The following is a 14,960-nucleotide window of genomic DNA, read 5'->3' on the forward strand; positions in this document are numbered from 1 at the left end:
AAGAATGAAGCCAGCTTCTCGTTTCTATGAAACAGACTGGATCAGACTTCGTCAGGGCTGCGCAGGTTGGTGACTGCGATTCGCTGTTCGCGGCGCTGTTCCTTCTGCGAAGGCATGTCGGCGCGATAAACGCCTTGATCGCCAACGACCCAGGAAAGTGGGCGACGCTCCTGGCCAATGGATTCCTGCAACAGCATCAAGCCTTGCAGAAATGCTTCTGGACGGGGCGGGCAGCCAGGTACGTAGACGTCAACGGGCAGGAACTTGTCCACCCCCTGAACCACGGAGTAGATGTCGTACATGCCGCCGGAGTTGGCGCACGAACCCATCGAGATCACCCACTTGGGTTCGAGCATCTGCTCGTACAGGCGCTGAATGATCGGCGCCATCTTGATGAAGCAGGTCCCGGCGATAACCATGAAGTCGGCCTGACGCGGTGATGCCCGGATAACTTCGGCGCCGAAGCGCGCGATGTCGTGGGGCGCCGTGAAGGCGGTGGTCATTTCCACGTAGCAGCACGACAGACCGAAGTTGTACGGCCACAGGGAGTTCTTACGTCCCCAGTTGACCGCGCCACTCAGCACGTCTTCCAGCTTGCCCATGAAAATGTTTTTGTGGACTTGATCCTCTAACGGATCGGAAACGGTTTCCCGCTGGCCGATCGGATACTGCTCGTTAGGAGCATCGGGGTCGATTCTGGTGAGATTGTATTGCATTGCCAAAGCCTCATTGTTTCAGCTTCGCCTGCCGCTTGCGACGAGCTTCCGGAGCCCAGTCAAGGGCGCCCACTCGGAACAGGTAGACAAGACCTGCCAACAGAATTGCTATGAAAACGAGAGCTTCGACGAATCCGGTCCAGCCGCTTTCGCGGACGGACACAGACCATGCAAAGAGAAAGAGGGCTTCGATATCGAAGATCACGAACAGCATCGCGACCAGATAGAATTTGGCTGAGAGCCGCAAGCGGGCGCCACCGGTAGGTAGCATGCCGGACTCGAACGGTTCGTTTTTGCTGCGGCCCCAGGCTTTTGACCCTAGGAGGCTGGAGACGCCGAGCATGAAGGCGCACAGGCCGACTACACCCAGAAGGAAAATGGCAAAGCCCCAGTTGTGGGCCATGAGTCCTGTCGCTTCGGGCATGCTGGAAATCCTTAACAGAGAGCAAAGGTCTCTGAGCTTGATAAAGAAATAAGGCAGTGACGATATGTCGCAGCAATCAATCGCGCTGATTTTATGGCTAAACACCCTGCAAGTAAAATTCCTATAGCGAAATTATTTATTGGAATAAGGACATAGCACACCTCGAAGGGCCCGCAGCCCATGCGTTGCGGGCATTAGCCGGGATTTCACGAATTATGTTTTGTAGGAAATGTAACGAACATAGTTGTCGCTAAATGATAATTGATATCGTTTGCAGAGGTTTCGTAACTGTTTAACGGGTCAGTAGTTGGGAAGTTGTCTTATATGCGCGTTACTGCAAGTAGCGGCGGCGCCCGTTTTAGCCGATTTTTGCGATGCGGATACCGCTCTGGATCAATGTTTTGCCTGACAGGCTTTGCCAATTCCTGAGGCGCCCGGAAAACCGCAGGCAAAAAAAACGCCCCGAACCAGTCGGGGCGTCAGTTTTTCGGCAGTGCGGTTAGCTTTTTATACGGTCCGCAAAGGCCGCTCGCTCAGGCGAAGTCGATCAGTGGAACTGTTCTTCTTCGGTCGAACCGGTCAGTGCGGTTACCGACGACGAGCCACCTTGAATCACGGTGGTCATGTCGTCGAAGTAGCCAGTGCCCACTTCCTGCTGGTGAGCCACGAAGGTGTAACCCTTGGCGGCGTCAGCGAATTCCTGCTCTTGCAGCTTCACGTAGGCAGTCATGTCGTTGCGGGCGTAGTCGTGCGCCAGGTTGAACATGCTGTGCCACATGTTGTGAATGCCGGCCAGGGTGATGAACTGGTGCTTGTAACCCATGGCGGACAGTTCGCGCTGGAACTTGGCGATGGTCGCGTCGTCCAGGTTTTTCTTCCAGTTGAAGGAAGGCGAGCAGTTGTACGACAGGATCTGGTCCGGGTATTCCTTTTTGATCGCTTCAGCGAAACGACGGGCTTCTTCCAGGTCCGGCTTGGCGGTTTCGCACCAGATCAGGTCGGCGTACGGCGCGTAAGCCAGGCCTCGGGCGATTGCCTGGTCCAGACCTGCACGAACCTTGTAGAAACCTTCCTGGGTACGGGTGCCAGTCACAAATGGCTGGTCGTACGGATCGCAGTCGGAAGTCAGCAGGTCGGCAGCGTTGGCGTCGGTACGGGCCAGGATGATGGTCGGAACACCGGCAACGTCGGCAGCCAGACGAGCCGCGGTCAGCTTCTGCACGGCTTCCTGGGTTGGCACCAGCACCTTGCCGCCCATGTGGCCACATTTCTTCACGGAAGCCAGTTGGTCTTCGAAGTGAACGCCGGCGGCGCCTGCCTCGATCATGCTCTTCATCAGCTCGTAGGCGTTCAGTACGCCGCCGAAACCGGCTTCGGCGTCAGCCACGATTGGCGCGAAGTAGTCGATGTAGCCTTCGTCGCCCGGATTCTTGCCGGCTTTCCACTGGATCTGGTCGGCGCGACGGAACGAGTTGTTGATGCGCTTGACCACGGTTGGAACCGAGTCCACCGGGTACAGCGACTGGTCCGGGTACATCGATTCGGCGGAGTTGTTGTCCGCCGCGACTTGCCAGCCCGACAGGTAGATCGCCTGGATACCGGCTTTAACCTGCTGCACAGCCTGACCGCCGGTCAGGGCGCCCATGCAGTTGACGAAATCTTTCTCTGGGCGGAAGGACGGCTTGGCACCCTGGGTGACCAGGTTCCACAGCTTCTCGGCGCCCATTTTTGCAAAGGTGTGCTCTGGTTGAACCGAGCCACGCAGACGGACGACGTCAGCAGCGGAGTAATTGCGAGTCACGCCTTTCCAGCGCGGGTTTTCAGCCCAGTCTTTTTCAAGGGCTGCAATTTGCTGTTCGCGTGTCAGTGCCATGGAGATAAACCTCGTCGCGTCTTTATGAAAAGTTGTTCTGCGGTGGAAAATTCCTTGCGCTCGCTGACCAGAAGCTTAGGTGGTCAGGTCGGATTCGGCGGGGCAGGCGACGGGATGAACGATGAGCTCGAGGGGAGGTGAGCAGGTAAAGGCGAACTGGTGGGCGCATTCGGGCGTCGTGGGCCTTTATACGAACGACAGTGTAAAGCCGGGTTACCTAATTACGCTTCCGTCCCTCGGGACAACTTCGTTCCAGTCGGCAACCTCGTCAAACACGCCTTGTGGGCGGTACAGACACGAAACGGCTCGCGGGGATGGTTGCGAGCAGCGCTTCGAAGGCCCTTGCCAGGGCCTCTGATTAGCGGGAGCGAGGCCATCATGCCTTCGCTTTTTTGGCTCGTCAAACGTTTTGTAGTGCTTTTTTTCAAGCACTACATCTTTCGTCTAATACGACTAATCAGTCAGTTTTTGGTGCTTTAGTCCAGCGTGTCGACTTTCACCCGCAACGTCATGTCATCCCGGCCTTGAGTAGAGTAGCTGCGGGCCAGGCCCTGTTTGTCGGCCTGGGTCTGGCGATTCACGCCGGCGAGGGTGATCCATTCACCCAAGCGTCCGGTGACGGTTGTGTCGGTGCTTTGCACGTTCACTACATCGGGACGTTCCTGGCTCATGCGGTCACGGTTGGTACTGATAGCCAGGTGAACGGTTTCGCCGGTGACGCTGGCGGTGACGTAAAAACCCTGGGTGACGTTGCGATATTGGGTCTGGCTGCTGTAATCGCCGTAGGAGTTGGTCTGGCTGCTGGTGATCGGCACGCTCTGGCCGACCTGGATCAGTGCCGGAGCACCTTCGCTGGCCTGGATCTGCTGAATGCCGCCGTCACGGCTGGCAGTGCTTCGACTGATGATGCGGGTTTGCGCGCCATTGACTGAATAACCTTCGTCGCCACGACCGTTGTTTTCGTTGGTGTCGACCGTGATCAGCAAGCGCTTGGGCGCGGTGTCGAGCTGTGAGAGCAGATCCTTGAGTTCTTGAATCTTGCCGGGCTCGGCCTTGACGATCAGTTGGTTGCCATAGGCGCTGACCTGGCCGTCCTTGCCGATGAAGTCCTGAGCCACCGGCAGCATGTCGGCGCTGGTGTGGTACTTGAGGGGCACGATTTCTGTGGCTGCCATCACCGAAACACTGCAGCCGAGCAGCAGGGTGGTGAGCAGGGTGCGTAGGGACATGTCCGTTATCTCCGCTTTCGAAAGGCTTGATATTGCCAGTTTGTCGGCCCAGGGTGGGGCAAGTTGAATCGTAGACAGCAAAACGCCCCGGCATCCGAAAATGGCAGGGCGTTTTGTGGTGTTCTGGAGGGCCTCTTCGCGAGCAAGCCCGCTCCCACATTGGATCTCTGCTGGGCACAAAATCTGTGTTCGCTGGAGGTCTCCTGTGGGAGCGGGCTTGCCCGCGAATGCCGCGACGCGGACTTATGCCGAGTGTCGAACCATGTCTACATGCGGAATCCCGGCTTCGAGGAATTCCTCGCTGACCAGGTTGAAACCCAGACGCTCATAGAACGCTGTGGCCTGAACCTGGGCGCTGAGCATCTGCTGCTTCAGTCCGCGCTCCTCTGCTTCTGCGATGACCGCCTGCATCAGCGCATCGCCGACCTTCAGACCGCGCCAGTCCTTGAGCACCGAAACCCGGCCAACATGCCCGTCGGGCAACAGGCGGGCGGTGCCGATCGGAAAGTCGCCTTCGAAAGCCAGGAAATGCACCGCCGTAGCGTCATCGGCGTCCCACTCAAGCTCGGGTGGAACCGATTGTTCGGCAATGAACACCGTTTCGCGAATGCGGCGGATCTCGGCGTTGTCCTTTTGCCAGTCTGCAACACGTACGCGAATCTTATTCATCGTCGGCGAACCCCAGGCTTCCCTGTTTGACCAGTTCGCACAGCAGGCCGCGACCGTCTTCGTCGCTCAGCCAGTCACCGAGGTTGTCGGTGTGCAGGGCGTCGGCGGAGCAGATCAGCTTCAGCAGCTCGCGCAGCTTGCCCGGCAGGTAACGGCTCTGGCCGCTGGCGAACAGCAGCAGGTCGTCATCGACGTCCGACCACGCCAGGCGTGCGCTCGGGTTGCGGATCAGGATGGCGCCGTCTTCGAGCGCGCCAAGAAGGTCTTCTTCCTCGACTTCTTCAGGGCCGACCACCAGCTCTGGATAACGTGGCTCGGTCATGTACTGGCCGAACCAGGTCAGCAGCAGGCGCTCATCGCTCATGTGCTCGGCGAGCAGCGCTTTCAGGCGGCCGAGTGCATCGTGCTGGATCTGATGTGGATCATCGCTGACCGGTTTTGCATCGGCGTCGGTGTAGCGCTCTTCGTCAGTCAGGAACTGGCTGAGGAAATCGGTGAAGTGGGTCAGTACTTCAGCGGCGCTTGGTGCGCGGAAACCGACCGAGTAGGTCATGCAGTCGTCGACGGCAACGCCGCAGTGAGCCAGGCGCGGTGGCAGGTAGAGCATGTCGCCCGGTTCCAGGACCCACTCTTCGGTCTCATGGAATTCGGCGAGGATGCGCAGGTCGGCGTGTTGCAGCAGCGGGCTTTCGGAGTCGCACATCTGGCCGATTTTCCAGTTGCGCTTGCCGTGGCCTTGCAGCAGGAACACGTCGTAGTTGTCGAAGTGCGGGCCGACGCTGCCGCCCGGGGCGGCGAAGCTGATCATCACGTCGTCGACGCGCCAGCTCGGCAGGAAGCGGAAGTTTTCCAGCAGCTCGCTGACTTCCGGCACGAACTGATCGACCGCCTGCACCAGCAGGGTCCACTCGCGCTCCGGCAGTTTGCTGAATTCGTCCTCAGCGAACGGGCCGCGGCGCAGTTCCCAAGGACGCTCGCCGTGCTCGATCACCAGGCGCGATTCAACTTCTTCTTCCAGGGCCAGACCGGCGAGTTCGTCGGCGTCGATCGGGCTTTCGAAATCAGGAATCGCCTGACGGATCAGCAGTGGTTTTTTCTGCCAGTAATCGCGCATGAATTCGCGCGCCGTAAGACCACCCAGAAGTTGAAGAGGAATATCGGGATTCATATGTAACCTATTGAAAAAAAGCATTTTTCAGACGGGAATAAAAACGCCCGGCGCGGCCGGGCGTCTCAAACGGGTCAAGCAGTCGATCAGATGCGTTTGGCTTGCGCTACAGCGTTGCCGATGTAGTTGGCCGGGGTCAGTTGCTTGAGCTCGGCTTTCGCAGCGGCCGGCATGTCCAGGCCATCGATGAAAGTCTGCAGCGCCTCAGGGCTGATGCCCTTGCCGCGGGTCAGTTCTTTCAGCTTCTCGTACGGGTTTTCGATGTTATAGCGGCGCATCACGGTCTGGATCGGCTCGGCCAGGACTTCCCAGCAAGCGTCCAGATCGGCAGCGATCTTGTCAGCGTTCAGCTCGAGCTTGCTGATGCCTTTGAGGCTCGCTTCGTACGCGATCACGCTGTGGGCGAAGCCGACACCGAGGTTGCGCAGAACGGTGGAGTCGGTCAGGTCGCGCTGCCAGCGGGAGATCGGCAGTTTGCTCGCCAGGTGCTGGAACAGTGCGTTGGCGATGCCCAGGTTGCCTTCGGAGTTTTCGAAGTCGATCGGGTTGACCTTGTGCGGCATGGTCGACGAACCGATTTCGCCGGCGATGGTGCGCTGCTTGAAGTAACCCAGGGAGATGTAGCCCCAGATGTCACGGTCGAAGTCGATCAGGATGGTGTTGAAGCGCGCAATGGCGTCGAACAACTCGGCGATGTAGTCGTGCGGCTCGATTTGCGTGGTGTACGGGTTGAAGCCCAGGCCCAGCTCGTCTTCGATGAAGGCGCGGGCGTTGGCTTCCCAGTCGATCTGCGGGTAGGCCGACAGGTGGGCGTTGTAGTTGCCGACAGCGCCGTTGATCTTGCCCAGCAGCGGAACGGCAGCAACCTGAGCGATCTGGCGCTCGAGACGGTAAACCACGTTCGCCAGCTCTTTGCCCAGGGTGGTCGGCGAAGCCGGCTGACCGTGGGTGCGCGACAGCATCGGCACGTCGGCGAAACGGATGGCCAGTTCGCGGATGGCGTTGGCGGTCTGGCGCATCAGCGGCAGCATCACGTCATCACGACCTTCGCGCAGCATCAGGGCGTGGGACAGGTTGTTGATGTCCTCGCTGGTGCAGGCGAAGTGGATAAATTCGCTGACCTTGGCCAGCTCCGGCAGCTTGGCCGCCTGCTCCTTGAGCAGGTATTCGATCGCTTTGACGTCGTGGTTGGTGGTGCGCTCGATCTCTTTCACGCGCTCGGCGTGCTCCAGCGAGAAGTTTTCGGCCAGTTCATTCAGAACGGCGTTGGCTTCGGCGGAGAAGGCTGGCACTTCCGGGATGCCGGCGTGAGCGGCCAGGCGCTGGAGCCAGCGCACTTCAACCAGAACGCGGGCACGGATCAGACCGTACTCGCTGAAAATTGGGCGCAGGGCCTGGGTTTTGCCGGCGTAGCGGCCGTCAACAGGGGAAACCGCAGTGAGCGAAGAGAGCTGCATGGGGTGTTCTCGGACAGTCGGGCAACGAAATGGGGCGCGTATCATACATGAAAAAATCCGCCGGTCCGTCGCCAACTGACCGGCGTATTACGCGTTACAGGCTACAAAGCTTTTATTGCGCGGCGATTTACTCGCTGCGCATCAACGGATACAGCTCTTTGAGCAATTTGCGCCGGCTCACGACCAGCTGCCAGCGGTGACCGCCGAGCTGGCGCCACAGCCGCGCCGAACGAATGCCGGCGAGCAGCAGGGCGCGGATCTTCGAGGCATTGCTCGGCTGCTGCAGGTTGCGCATGTCGCCGTGCACCTGAATGCGCTGGCGCAGGGTGCTCAGGGTGTCCTGATACAGCGCACCGCAGGCCGCGATCACGTTTTCGTGGGCTGGGCCGAAATGCTCGACCTGTGACTGGATCTGCGGCAAACGCTTGCCAATCACGTCGAGCATGTCGTTGCGCTTGGCCAGTTGCCGCTCAAGGCCGAGCATTGACAGGGCGTAGCGCAACGGTTCGCGCTGCAAGGTGCTCGGGTCGCGCTCGAGGGCGCCGATCAGTGCGCGGTAACCCTCGCGCAGGTTGATATCGTCGCCGCCGTAAACATCCAGCGTGTCTTTCGGGTCGCGAACCAGCAGGCTGCCGAGCATGCAGCTCAGGCCGGCCTCGTTGGTCTGGCCAGTCTTGGCGATCCGGTCAACCAGCACGGCGGCGAGAAACACGCCGCCCAGAGCGGTCAATTGCTCCTGAGTCGGGCTCATGCCTGGCCGCTCCACGGCTCGGCGACTTCGATCACGCCGCCACCGAGGCAGATTTCACCGTCATAAAACACCACCGACTGGCCCGGCGTGACTGCGCGTTGCGGCTCGTCGAACACGGCGCGATAGCCGGTCGCGGTTTTTTCCAGGGTGCAGGCCTGATCGCTCTGGCGATAACGAACCTTGGCGGTCAGGCGCAATGGCTGGCTCAGATCGATCGGATTGACCCAATAGATTTCCGAAGCGAGCAGGGCGCTGGAAAACAGCCACGGATGGTTGTTGCCCTGGCCGACGATCAGATCGTTGGTGTCCAGATCCTTGCGCAGCACATACCACGGTTCGTCGCCGGCGTCTTTCAGGCCGCCGATGCCCAGGCCCTGGCGTTGACCGATGGTGTGGTACATCAAACCGTGGTGACGGCCGATGACTTCGCCTTCGGTGGTCTTGATCTCGCCCGGTTGCGCCGGCAGGTATTGCTTGAGGAAATCGCTGAAGCGACGCTCGCCGATGAAGCAGATCCCGGTGGAATCCTTCTTCTTGGCGGTTGCCAGCTCGTATTTCTCGGCAATTGCACGGACTTCCGGTTTTTCCAGTTCGCCGACCGGGAACAGGGTCTTGGCGATCTGTTCGCCGCCGACGGCGTGCAGGAAGTAGCTCTGATCCTTGTTCGGATCCAGGCCCTTGAGCAGTTCGGTGCGGCCGTCGATGTCGCGGCGGCGCACGTAGTGGCCGGTGGCGATCAGATCGGCGCCGAGCATCATGGCGTAGTCGAGGAACGCCTTGAACTTGATCTCGCGGTTGCACAGGATGTCCGGGTTCGGCGTGCGACCGGCCTTGTATTCGGCCAGGAAGTGCTCGAACACATTGTCCCAGTACTCGGCGGCGAAGTTGGCGGTGTGCAGCTTGATACCGATCTTGTCGCACACAGCCTGGGCATCCGCCAGGTCGTCCATGGCGGTGCAGTATTCCGTTCCGTCGTCTTCTTCCCAGTTCTTCATGAACAGGCCTTCCACTTCATAGCCCTGCTCGATCAGCAGGAGAGCGGAAACGGAAGAGTCCACGCCGCCGGACATGCCGACAATGACGCGCTTCTTGGATGTGTCAGAAGGGGCTGGATCACGCATAGGGATTCAATGAGTGTCTTGAAAAAGGACGCGATTCTATCAGGCTCACGGCCTCAAGGCTAAAGGGAAGGGCGGATCAGTTCGAGGCCGAAGCGATTGCCGGCCAGATAATCGTCGATGCAGCGGATGATCAGCTCGCTGCGCCAGTTATCGCGCTGGGCCAATAATTCGTCGCGAGTCAGCCACTTGGCGCCGACGATGCCGTCGTCCAGTTGATAATCCGGGTGGTGTTTCACCGCTTCGGCGCTGAAGCATACCCGCTGGTAAGTCACGCCGTTGCTCGGGGCGGTGTACAGATAAATGCCGATGACGGCGGTGGGTTCGACGTCCCAGCCGGTTTCCTCGAGGGTTTCGCGCACGGCGGCTTCGATCAGGGTTTCGTCCGGATCGAGATGGCCGGCCGGCTGATTGAGCACGTTACGCCCGGCCTTGTGTTCCTCGACCATCAGGAAACGACCGTTGTCCTCGACGATGGTGGCGACGGTGATGTGGGGGAGCCATTGCATTGATTGAATCTCCTGGGCGAAAGGCAGAAACACAAACCCCGGCGCATGGCCGGGGTTTGTGATGTTCCCTTTACAACCTTAAACCAGCGCAGCGATGGCCGCGTTGAGGGTTGCGCTTGGGCGCATGGCCTTGCTGATCAGCTCGGCATCGGCGTGGTAGTAACCACCGATGTCCACTGGCTTGCCCTGAACGGCGTTGAGCTCGGCGACGATGGTCGCTTCGTTCTCGGTCAGGGTCTTGGCCAAGGTCGCGAACTGCGCTTGCAGTGCAGCGTCTTCAGTCTGGGCGGCCAGGGCTTGTGCCCAGTACATCGCCAGGTAGAAGTGGCTGCCGCGGTTGTCGATGTTGCCGACTTTGCGCGATGGCGACTTGTTGTTGTCCAGGAACTGGCCAGTAGCCTGATCCAGAGTCTTGGACAGAACCAGCGCTTTCGGGTTGTTGTAGTTCACACCCAGGTGCTCGAGAGAAGCGGCCAGGGCCAGGAATTCACCCAGCGAATCCCAGCGCAGGAAGTTCTCTTCGACCAGTTGCTGCACGTGCTTCGGAGCCGAACCGCCGGCGCCGGTTTCGAACAGGCCACCGCCGTTCATCAGCGGTACGATCGACAGCATCTTGGCGCTGGTGCCCAGTTCCATGATCGGGAACAGGTCGGTCAGGTAGTCGCGCAGTACGTTGCCGGTCACCGAAATGGTGTCCTTGCCTTCGCGGGTGCGCTGCAGGGTGTATTTCATGGCATCGACCGGCGCCATGATCTGGATGTCCAGACCGGCGGTGTCGTGATCCTTCAGGTAAGCCTGGACCTTCTCGATCACCACGCCGTCGTGGGCGCGCATCGGGTCCAGCCAGAAAATGGCTGGAGTTGCGCTTGCACGAGCGCGGTTGACGGCCAGTTTGACCCAGTCCTGGATCGGCGCGTCTTTGGTCTGGCACATGCGGAAGATGTCGCCGGCTTCAACAGCCTGTTCCATCAGCAGGGTGCCTTTGCTGTCGGTCACGCGAACCACGCCGTCGGCCTTGATCTGGAAGGTCTTGTCGTGGGAGCCGTATTCTTCAGCCTTTTTGGCCATCAGGCCAACGTTTGGCACGCTGCCCATGGTGGTCGGATCGAAAGCGCCATTGGCTTTGCAATCTTCGATCACCGCCTGGTAGATGGTCGCGTAGCAGCGATCCGGGATCACAGCCTTGGTGTCGTGCAGCTGACCGTCGGCGCCCCACATCTTGCCGGAGTCACGGATCATGGCCGGCATCGAGGCGTCGACGATAACGTCGCTCGGCACGTGCAAGTTGGTGATGCCTTTGTCGGAGTTGACCATCGCCAGCGACGGACGAACGGCATAGACCGCCTGCACGTCAGCTTCGATCTGGGCTTGCTGCTCGGCCGGCAGGGATTTGATGCGGGCGTACAGGTCGCCGATGCCGTTGTTCAGGTTGAAGCCGATTTCGGCCAGCACGTCGGCGTGCTTGGTCAGGGCGTCCTTGTAGAACTCGGCAACGATCTGGCCGAACATGATCGGGTCGGAGACCTTCATCATGGTGGCTTTCAGGTGAACCGACAGCAGCACGCCTTGTTGCTTGGCGCTGTCGATTTCAGCGGCGATGAACGCGCGCAGGGCCTTTTTGCTCATCACGGAGCAGTCGAGGATCTCGCCCGCCTGAACGGTGGTTTTTTCTTTCAGGACGGTGGTGGTGCCGTCTTGGGCGACCAGCTCGATTTTCACGGTGTCAGCGGCGTCGATCAGGGCCGCTTTTTCGCTGCCGTAGAAATCGCCGGTGCTCATGTGAGCGACGTGGGACTTGGAGTCCTTGGCCCAGGCGCCCATTTTGTGCGGGTGCTTGCGAGCGTAGTTCTTGACCGACAGCGGAGCGCGACGGTCGGAGTTGCCTTCACGCAGAACCGGGTTCACGGCGCTGCCCTTGACCTTGTCGTAGCGCGCCTTGGCGTCTTTGTCGGCGTCGCTGGTCACGGTTTCCGGGTAGTCCGGCAGGTTGTAGCCCTGGGCCTGCAGTTCTTTGATCGCGGCTTGCAGTTGCGGAACCGAGGCGCTGATGTTCGGCAGCTTGATGATGTTGGCTTCAGGCGTAACGGCCAGGTCGCCCAGTTCGGCGAGGTGGTCGGCTACGGCTTTGTCGCCCAGTTGCTCGGGGAAGCTGGCCAGAATACGTGCTGCAAGAGAGATATCGCGGGTTTCCACGGCGATATCGGCCGAGGCGGTGTAAGCCTCGATGATCGGCAGCAGGGAATAGGTGGCGAGGGCTGGAGCTTCGTCGGTGAAGGTATAGATGATCTTCGAGCGGGTGGGCATATTCGGATTAACTCTCTCTTCTTTGCTAAAGCGTGCGCAGAAACTCGAGGGGCGCCGGGTAAGCGCGTTCGTTCAAAGTCATCCATGAACCGAATGTCGAGAATCTTCGCGGTGATGTTGGGTGCATCAGTAGAGCGTCAAGCAGTCGGACTGCGGTAACAACCCGACCAATCAGGCGGAAAGTCTCGTGCTAGAGAGGCCAGCCGTCGTGACCCTTTGGTCAGCGGGCGGCATTATACATAGGTAGCTGGCAATCTGCCGATGGTTCATATGCAACGATTCTCGTCCATTGGTCTAAAGGTCGCAGGCCGGGGTGGGGCGTAGAGTCGCCGTGAATGCTTGAGATTGGCGCTTTTCCCTTTGCTTTCAGGCTTGTACGAACCGAGATGTGGTCGCGCCCGGAACAGAGGGTTTGCGTGTTGATTTAACTGGGTTACGCTCGAACCAAGCCAGATGTTCAATCCAAACAATGGAGTTCAGCATGGGTTACAAGAAGATTCAGGTTCCAGCCGTCGGCGACAAAATCACCGTCAACGCAGACCATTCTCTCAATGTCCCTGATAACCCGATCATTCCCTTCATCGAAGGTGACGGCATTGGCGTCGACGTCAGCCCTGTGATGATCAAAGTGGTTGATGCTGCCGTAGAGAAAGCCTACGGGGGCAAGCGCAAGATTTCCTGGATGGAGGTTTATGCTGGCGAAAAAGCGACTCAAGTCTATGACCAGGACACCTGGCTGCCCCAGGAAACCCTGGATGCCGTCAAGGATTACGTGGTTTCCATCAAGGGCCCGCTGACCACTCCAGTCGGTGGCGGCATCCGCTCCCTCAACGTCGCCCTGCGTCAACAGCTCGATCTCTATGTCTGCCTGCGCCCTGTGGTGTGGTTCGAAGGCGTGCCGAGCCCAGTGAAAAAGCCTGGCGACGTCGATATGGTGATCTTCCGCGAGAACTCCGAAGACATTTATGCCGGTATCGAATGGAAGGCCGGCTCGCCTGAGGCCACCAAGGTCATCAAGTTCCTGAAAGAAGAAATGGGCGTCACCAAGATCCGTTTCGACCAGGACTGCGGCATCGGCATCAAGCCGGTTTCGAAAGAAGGCACCAAGCGTCTGGTGCGCAAGGCCCTGCAATACGTAGTGGACAATGACCGCAAGTCGCTGACCATCGTACACAAGGGCAACATCATGAAATTCACCGAAGGTGCCTTCAAGGACTGGGGCTATGAGGTGGCGAAGGAGGAATTCGGCGCCGAGCTGCTCGACGGCGGCCCATGGATGAAATTCAAGAACCCGAAAACCGGCCGCGAAGTCGTCGTCAAGGACGCCATCGCCGATGCCATGCTCCAGCAGATCCTGCTGCGTCCGGCCGAATACGATGTGATCGCTACCCTCAACCTCAACGGTGACTACCTGTCCGACGCCCTGGCGGCGGAAGTGGGCGGTATCGGTATCGCGCCGGGTGCCAACCTGTCCGACACCGTGGCCATGTTCGAGGCGACCCACGGTACCGCGCCGAAATATGCCGGCAAGGACCAGGTCAACCCGGGTTCGGTGATCCTGTCGGCGGAGATGATGTTGCGTCACCTGGGCTGGACCGAGGCGGCCGACCTGATCATCAAGGGCACCAATGGCGCGATCAAGGCCAAGACCGTGACCTACGACTTCGAGCGTCTGATGGAAGGTGCCACGCTGGTGTCTTCTTCGGGCTTCGGTGAAGCGCTGATCAAGCATATGTAAGAAAGACGGCTGCAACGAAACCGCCCGGCTCGAGTGATCGAGCCGGGCGGTTTGTTTTCTGGCAGGTGTTCGGGGTTGCTTCAGCTGGTCACGGATTGGTGCTTAGCGGCAGCAGCGGCTGCGACCGAGGCGGCATCTTTCGCGGCGTCGACATTCTGAATATTTGTTGCGTGCAGGCCTTTGGGCCCTTGCACGATGTCGAATTTAACCTCCTGTCCGGCCTTCAGGGTTTTGTATCCGTCCATCTTGATGGCGGAATAGTGGGCGAAGAAATCGATCTCCTTGCCATCCTCGTCCCTCCCCTCGTGGGATTTGGTATTGATGAAACCGAACCCCTTGGCATTGTTGAACCATTTCACCTTGCCGACAGCCATGCTCAAATCCCTCTGCAACAGTCTCCATCGCTGGAGTATCATCCAATTCATCCGCAGTCGAATCCGTTAAAAAGATTGACTCCGCGGATCTTTTTTCCCCACTGTGGGTTCTATTGGTTGTAACACCGTTTTCCCGATAGTCAAGGTGACCGGGCAGTCGGAGTTGAAAACGTGTCAAGCCGCCCCCACCACTGTATTTGCACAACTGACGAACCTTTCTTTCCATGCATGCAATCAGCCAGATTCGACTAACATTCAATCAGGATCGCCCGCTTCTCCAAAAGGATCTTCCACAGGAGCACGACGACGATTCGGCAGGCGTTGCTGTTCAGGAAGCAAAGCCTGCGTTACAGGCGCCGCCGATGTACAAGGTGGTTTTGTTCAATGATGACTACACACCGATGGATTTCGTCGTCGAAGTGCTCGAGGTGTTTTTTAACCTGAATCGCGAGCTGGCGACCAAGGTCATGCTGGCCGTCCACACAGAAGGGCGGGCAGTATGTGGAGTGTTTACCCGCGACATCGCCGAGACAAAGGCCATGCAGGTCAACCAGTACGCCAGGGAAAGCCAGCATCCGCTACTCTGTGAAATCGAGAAGGACGGTTAATCGCCGACCACTTGGGTATGAG

At 59.1% G+C, this 14,960-nt stretch carries 14 protein-coding genes; 2 read left to right on the plus strand and 12 right to left on the minus strand.

The features are described 5' to 3' along the window. Positions 1-41: 41 nt before the first annotated feature. The 11 genes from ACKUG4_RS15430 to ACKUG4_RS15480 all read right to left on the minus strand — a co-directional run bounded on the left by ACKUG4_RS15430 (position 42) and on the right by ACKUG4_RS15480 (position 12,218). Positions 42-716, minus strand: coding sequence for a NuoB/complex I 20 kDa subunit family protein (locus tag ACKUG4_RS15430; protein WP_007951456.1), 675 nt, complete (start codon positions 714-716; stop codon positions 42-44). Between the two features lie 10 nt (positions 717-726). After that, positions 727-1,140, minus strand: coding sequence for an NADH-quinone oxidoreductase subunit A (locus tag ACKUG4_RS15435; protein WP_003223812.1), 414 nt, complete (start codon positions 1,138-1,140; stop codon positions 727-729). Positions 1,141-1,687: 547 nt separating this feature from the next. Further along, on the minus strand, positions 1,688-3,013 hold the full coding sequence (gene aceA, locus ACKUG4_RS15440; protein ID WP_064597742.1) for an isocitrate lyase: 1,326 nt from the start codon (positions 3,011-3,013) through the stop codon (positions 1,688-1,690). Between the two features lie 476 nt (positions 3,014-3,489). Then, positions 3,490-4,242 carry a secretin N-terminal domain-containing protein gene (locus tag ACKUG4_RS15445; protein WP_236189185.1) on the minus strand — a complete coding sequence of 251 codons (753 nt, stop codon included), beginning with the start codon at positions 4,240-4,242 and terminating at the stop codon, positions 3,490-3,492. Positions 4,243-4,485: 243 nt separating this feature from the next. After that, complete coding sequence (locus ACKUG4_RS15450; protein ID WP_039767415.1) at positions 4,486-4,911, minus strand: GNAT family N-acetyltransferase; 426 nt, start codon at positions 4,909-4,911, stop codon at positions 4,486-4,488. Next, positions 4,904-6,079: a ribosomal protein uL16 3-hydroxylase gene (locus tag ACKUG4_RS15455; RefSeq protein WP_007951451.1), complete on the minus strand. Its 1,176-nt coding sequence runs from the start codon at positions 6,077-6,079 to the stop codon at positions 4,904-4,906. The genes ACKUG4_RS15450 and ACKUG4_RS15455 overlap by 8 nt, the downstream gene beginning before the upstream one ends. 86 nt (positions 6,080-6,165) lie before the next feature. Next, a complete protein-coding gene (gene purB / locus ACKUG4_RS15460; protein WP_039767413.1) occupies positions 6,166-7,536 on the minus strand; it encodes an adenylosuccinate lyase in 1,371 nt (456 codons plus the stop codon). A 127-nt stretch (positions 7,537-7,663) separates the two neighbouring features. Beyond that, positions 7,664-8,287 carry a high frequency lysogenization protein HflD gene (hflD, locus tag ACKUG4_RS15465; RefSeq protein WP_039767411.1) on the minus strand — a complete coding sequence of 208 codons (624 nt, stop codon included), beginning with the start codon at positions 8,285-8,287 and terminating at the stop codon, positions 7,664-7,666. Beyond that, positions 8,284-9,408, minus strand: coding sequence for a tRNA 2-thiouridine(34) synthase MnmA (mnmA, locus tag ACKUG4_RS15470; protein ID WP_445434334.1), 1,125 nt, complete (start codon positions 9,406-9,408; stop codon positions 8,284-8,286). The genes hflD and mnmA overlap by 4 nt, the downstream gene beginning before the upstream one ends. A 59-nt stretch (positions 9,409-9,467) precedes the next feature. After that, a complete protein-coding gene (locus ACKUG4_RS15475) occupies positions 9,468-9,914 on the minus strand; it encodes an NUDIX hydrolase (RefSeq protein ID WP_085612662.1) in 447 nt (148 codons plus the stop codon). A gap of 78 nt (positions 9,915-9,992) precedes the next feature. Beyond that, complete coding sequence (locus ACKUG4_RS15480; protein WP_445434335.1) at positions 9,993-12,218, minus strand: NADP-dependent isocitrate dehydrogenase; 2,226 nt, start codon at positions 12,216-12,218, stop codon at positions 9,993-9,995. Positions 12,219-12,699: 481 nt separating this feature from the next. On the opposite strand from ACKUG4_RS15480, the gene icd reads away from it, so the two are divergent. Then, positions 12,700-13,956: an NADP-dependent isocitrate dehydrogenase gene (icd, locus tag ACKUG4_RS15485; protein ID WP_007951441.1), complete on the plus strand. Its 1,257-nt coding sequence runs from the start codon at positions 12,700-12,702 to the stop codon at positions 13,954-13,956. A gap of 80 nt (positions 13,957-14,036) precedes the next feature. Here icd and ACKUG4_RS15490 read toward each other — a convergent pair whose 3' ends face one another. Beyond that, the gene (locus ACKUG4_RS15490) at positions 14,037-14,330 is read right to left on the minus strand and encodes a cold shock domain-containing protein (RefSeq protein WP_064600893.1); all 294 of its coding nucleotides are present in this window, start codon (positions 14,328-14,330) and stop codon (positions 14,037-14,039) included. Between the two features lie 224 nt (positions 14,331-14,554). On the opposite strand from ACKUG4_RS15490, the gene clpS reads away from it, so the two are divergent. Continuing rightward, positions 14,555-14,938, plus strand: a complete 384-nt coding sequence (gene clpS / locus ACKUG4_RS15495; protein ID WP_011334948.1) for an ATP-dependent Clp protease adapter ClpS — start codon at positions 14,555-14,557, stop codon at positions 14,936-14,938. Positions 14,939-14,960 lie beyond the last annotated feature (22 nt).

Origin of the sequence: Candidatus Pseudomonas auctus (assembly GCF_048654275.1) — a bacterium.
GTDB lineage: Bacteria > Pseudomonadota > Gammaproteobacteria > Pseudomonadales > Pseudomonadaceae > Aquipseudomonas > Aquipseudomonas pharyngis.

Bases quoted from the DNA above. Each gene is read 5' to 3' on its own strand.
- ACKUG4_RS15430 (WP_007951456.1), bottom strand. From the start codon at position 716: ATGCAATACAATCTCACCAGAATCGACCCCGATGCTCCTAACGAGCAG.
- ACKUG4_RS15435 (WP_003223812.1), bottom strand. From the start codon at position 1,140: ATGCCCGAAGCGACAGGACTCATGGCCCACAACTGGGGCTTTGCCATT.
- aceA (WP_064597742.1), bottom strand. From the start codon at position 3,013: ATGGCACTGACACGCGAACAGCAAATTGCAGCCCTTGAAAAAGACTGG.
- ACKUG4_RS15445 (WP_236189185.1), bottom strand. From the start codon at position 4,242: ATGTCCCTACGCACCCTGCTCACCACCCTGCTGCTCGGCTGCAGTGTT.
- ACKUG4_RS15450 (WP_039767415.1), bottom strand. From the start codon at position 4,911: ATGAATAAGATTCGCGTACGTGTTGCAGACTGGCAAAAGGACAACGCC.
- ACKUG4_RS15455 (WP_007951451.1), bottom strand. From the start codon at position 6,079: ATGAATCCCGATATTCCTCTTCAACTTCTGGGTGGTCTTACGGCGCGC.
- purB (WP_039767413.1), bottom strand. From the start codon at position 7,536: ATGCAGCTCTCTTCGCTCACTGCGGTTTCCCCTGTTGACGGCCGCTAC.
- hflD (WP_039767411.1), bottom strand. From the start codon at position 8,287: ATGAGCCCGACTCAGGAGCAATTGACCGCTCTGGGCGGCGTGTTTCTC.
- mnmA (WP_445434334.1), bottom strand. From the start codon at position 9,408: ATGCGTGATCCAGCCCCTTCTGACACATCCAAGAAGCGCGTCATTGTC.
- ACKUG4_RS15475 (WP_085612662.1), bottom strand. From the start codon at position 9,914: ATGCAATGGCTCCCCCACATCACCGTCGCCACCATCGTCGAGGACAAC.
- ACKUG4_RS15480 (WP_445434335.1), bottom strand. From the start codon at position 12,218: ATGCCCACCCGCTCGAAGATCATCTATACCTTCACCGACGAAGCTCCA.
- icd (WP_007951441.1), top strand. From the start codon at position 12,700: ATGGGTTACAAGAAGATTCAGGTTCCAGCCGTCGGCGACAAAATCACC.
- ACKUG4_RS15490 (WP_064600893.1), bottom strand. From the start codon at position 14,330: ATGGCTGTCGGCAAGGTGAAATGGTTCAACAATGCCAAGGGGTTCGGT.
- clpS (WP_011334948.1), top strand. From the start codon at position 14,555: ATGCATGCAATCAGCCAGATTCGACTAACATTCAATCAGGATCGCCCG.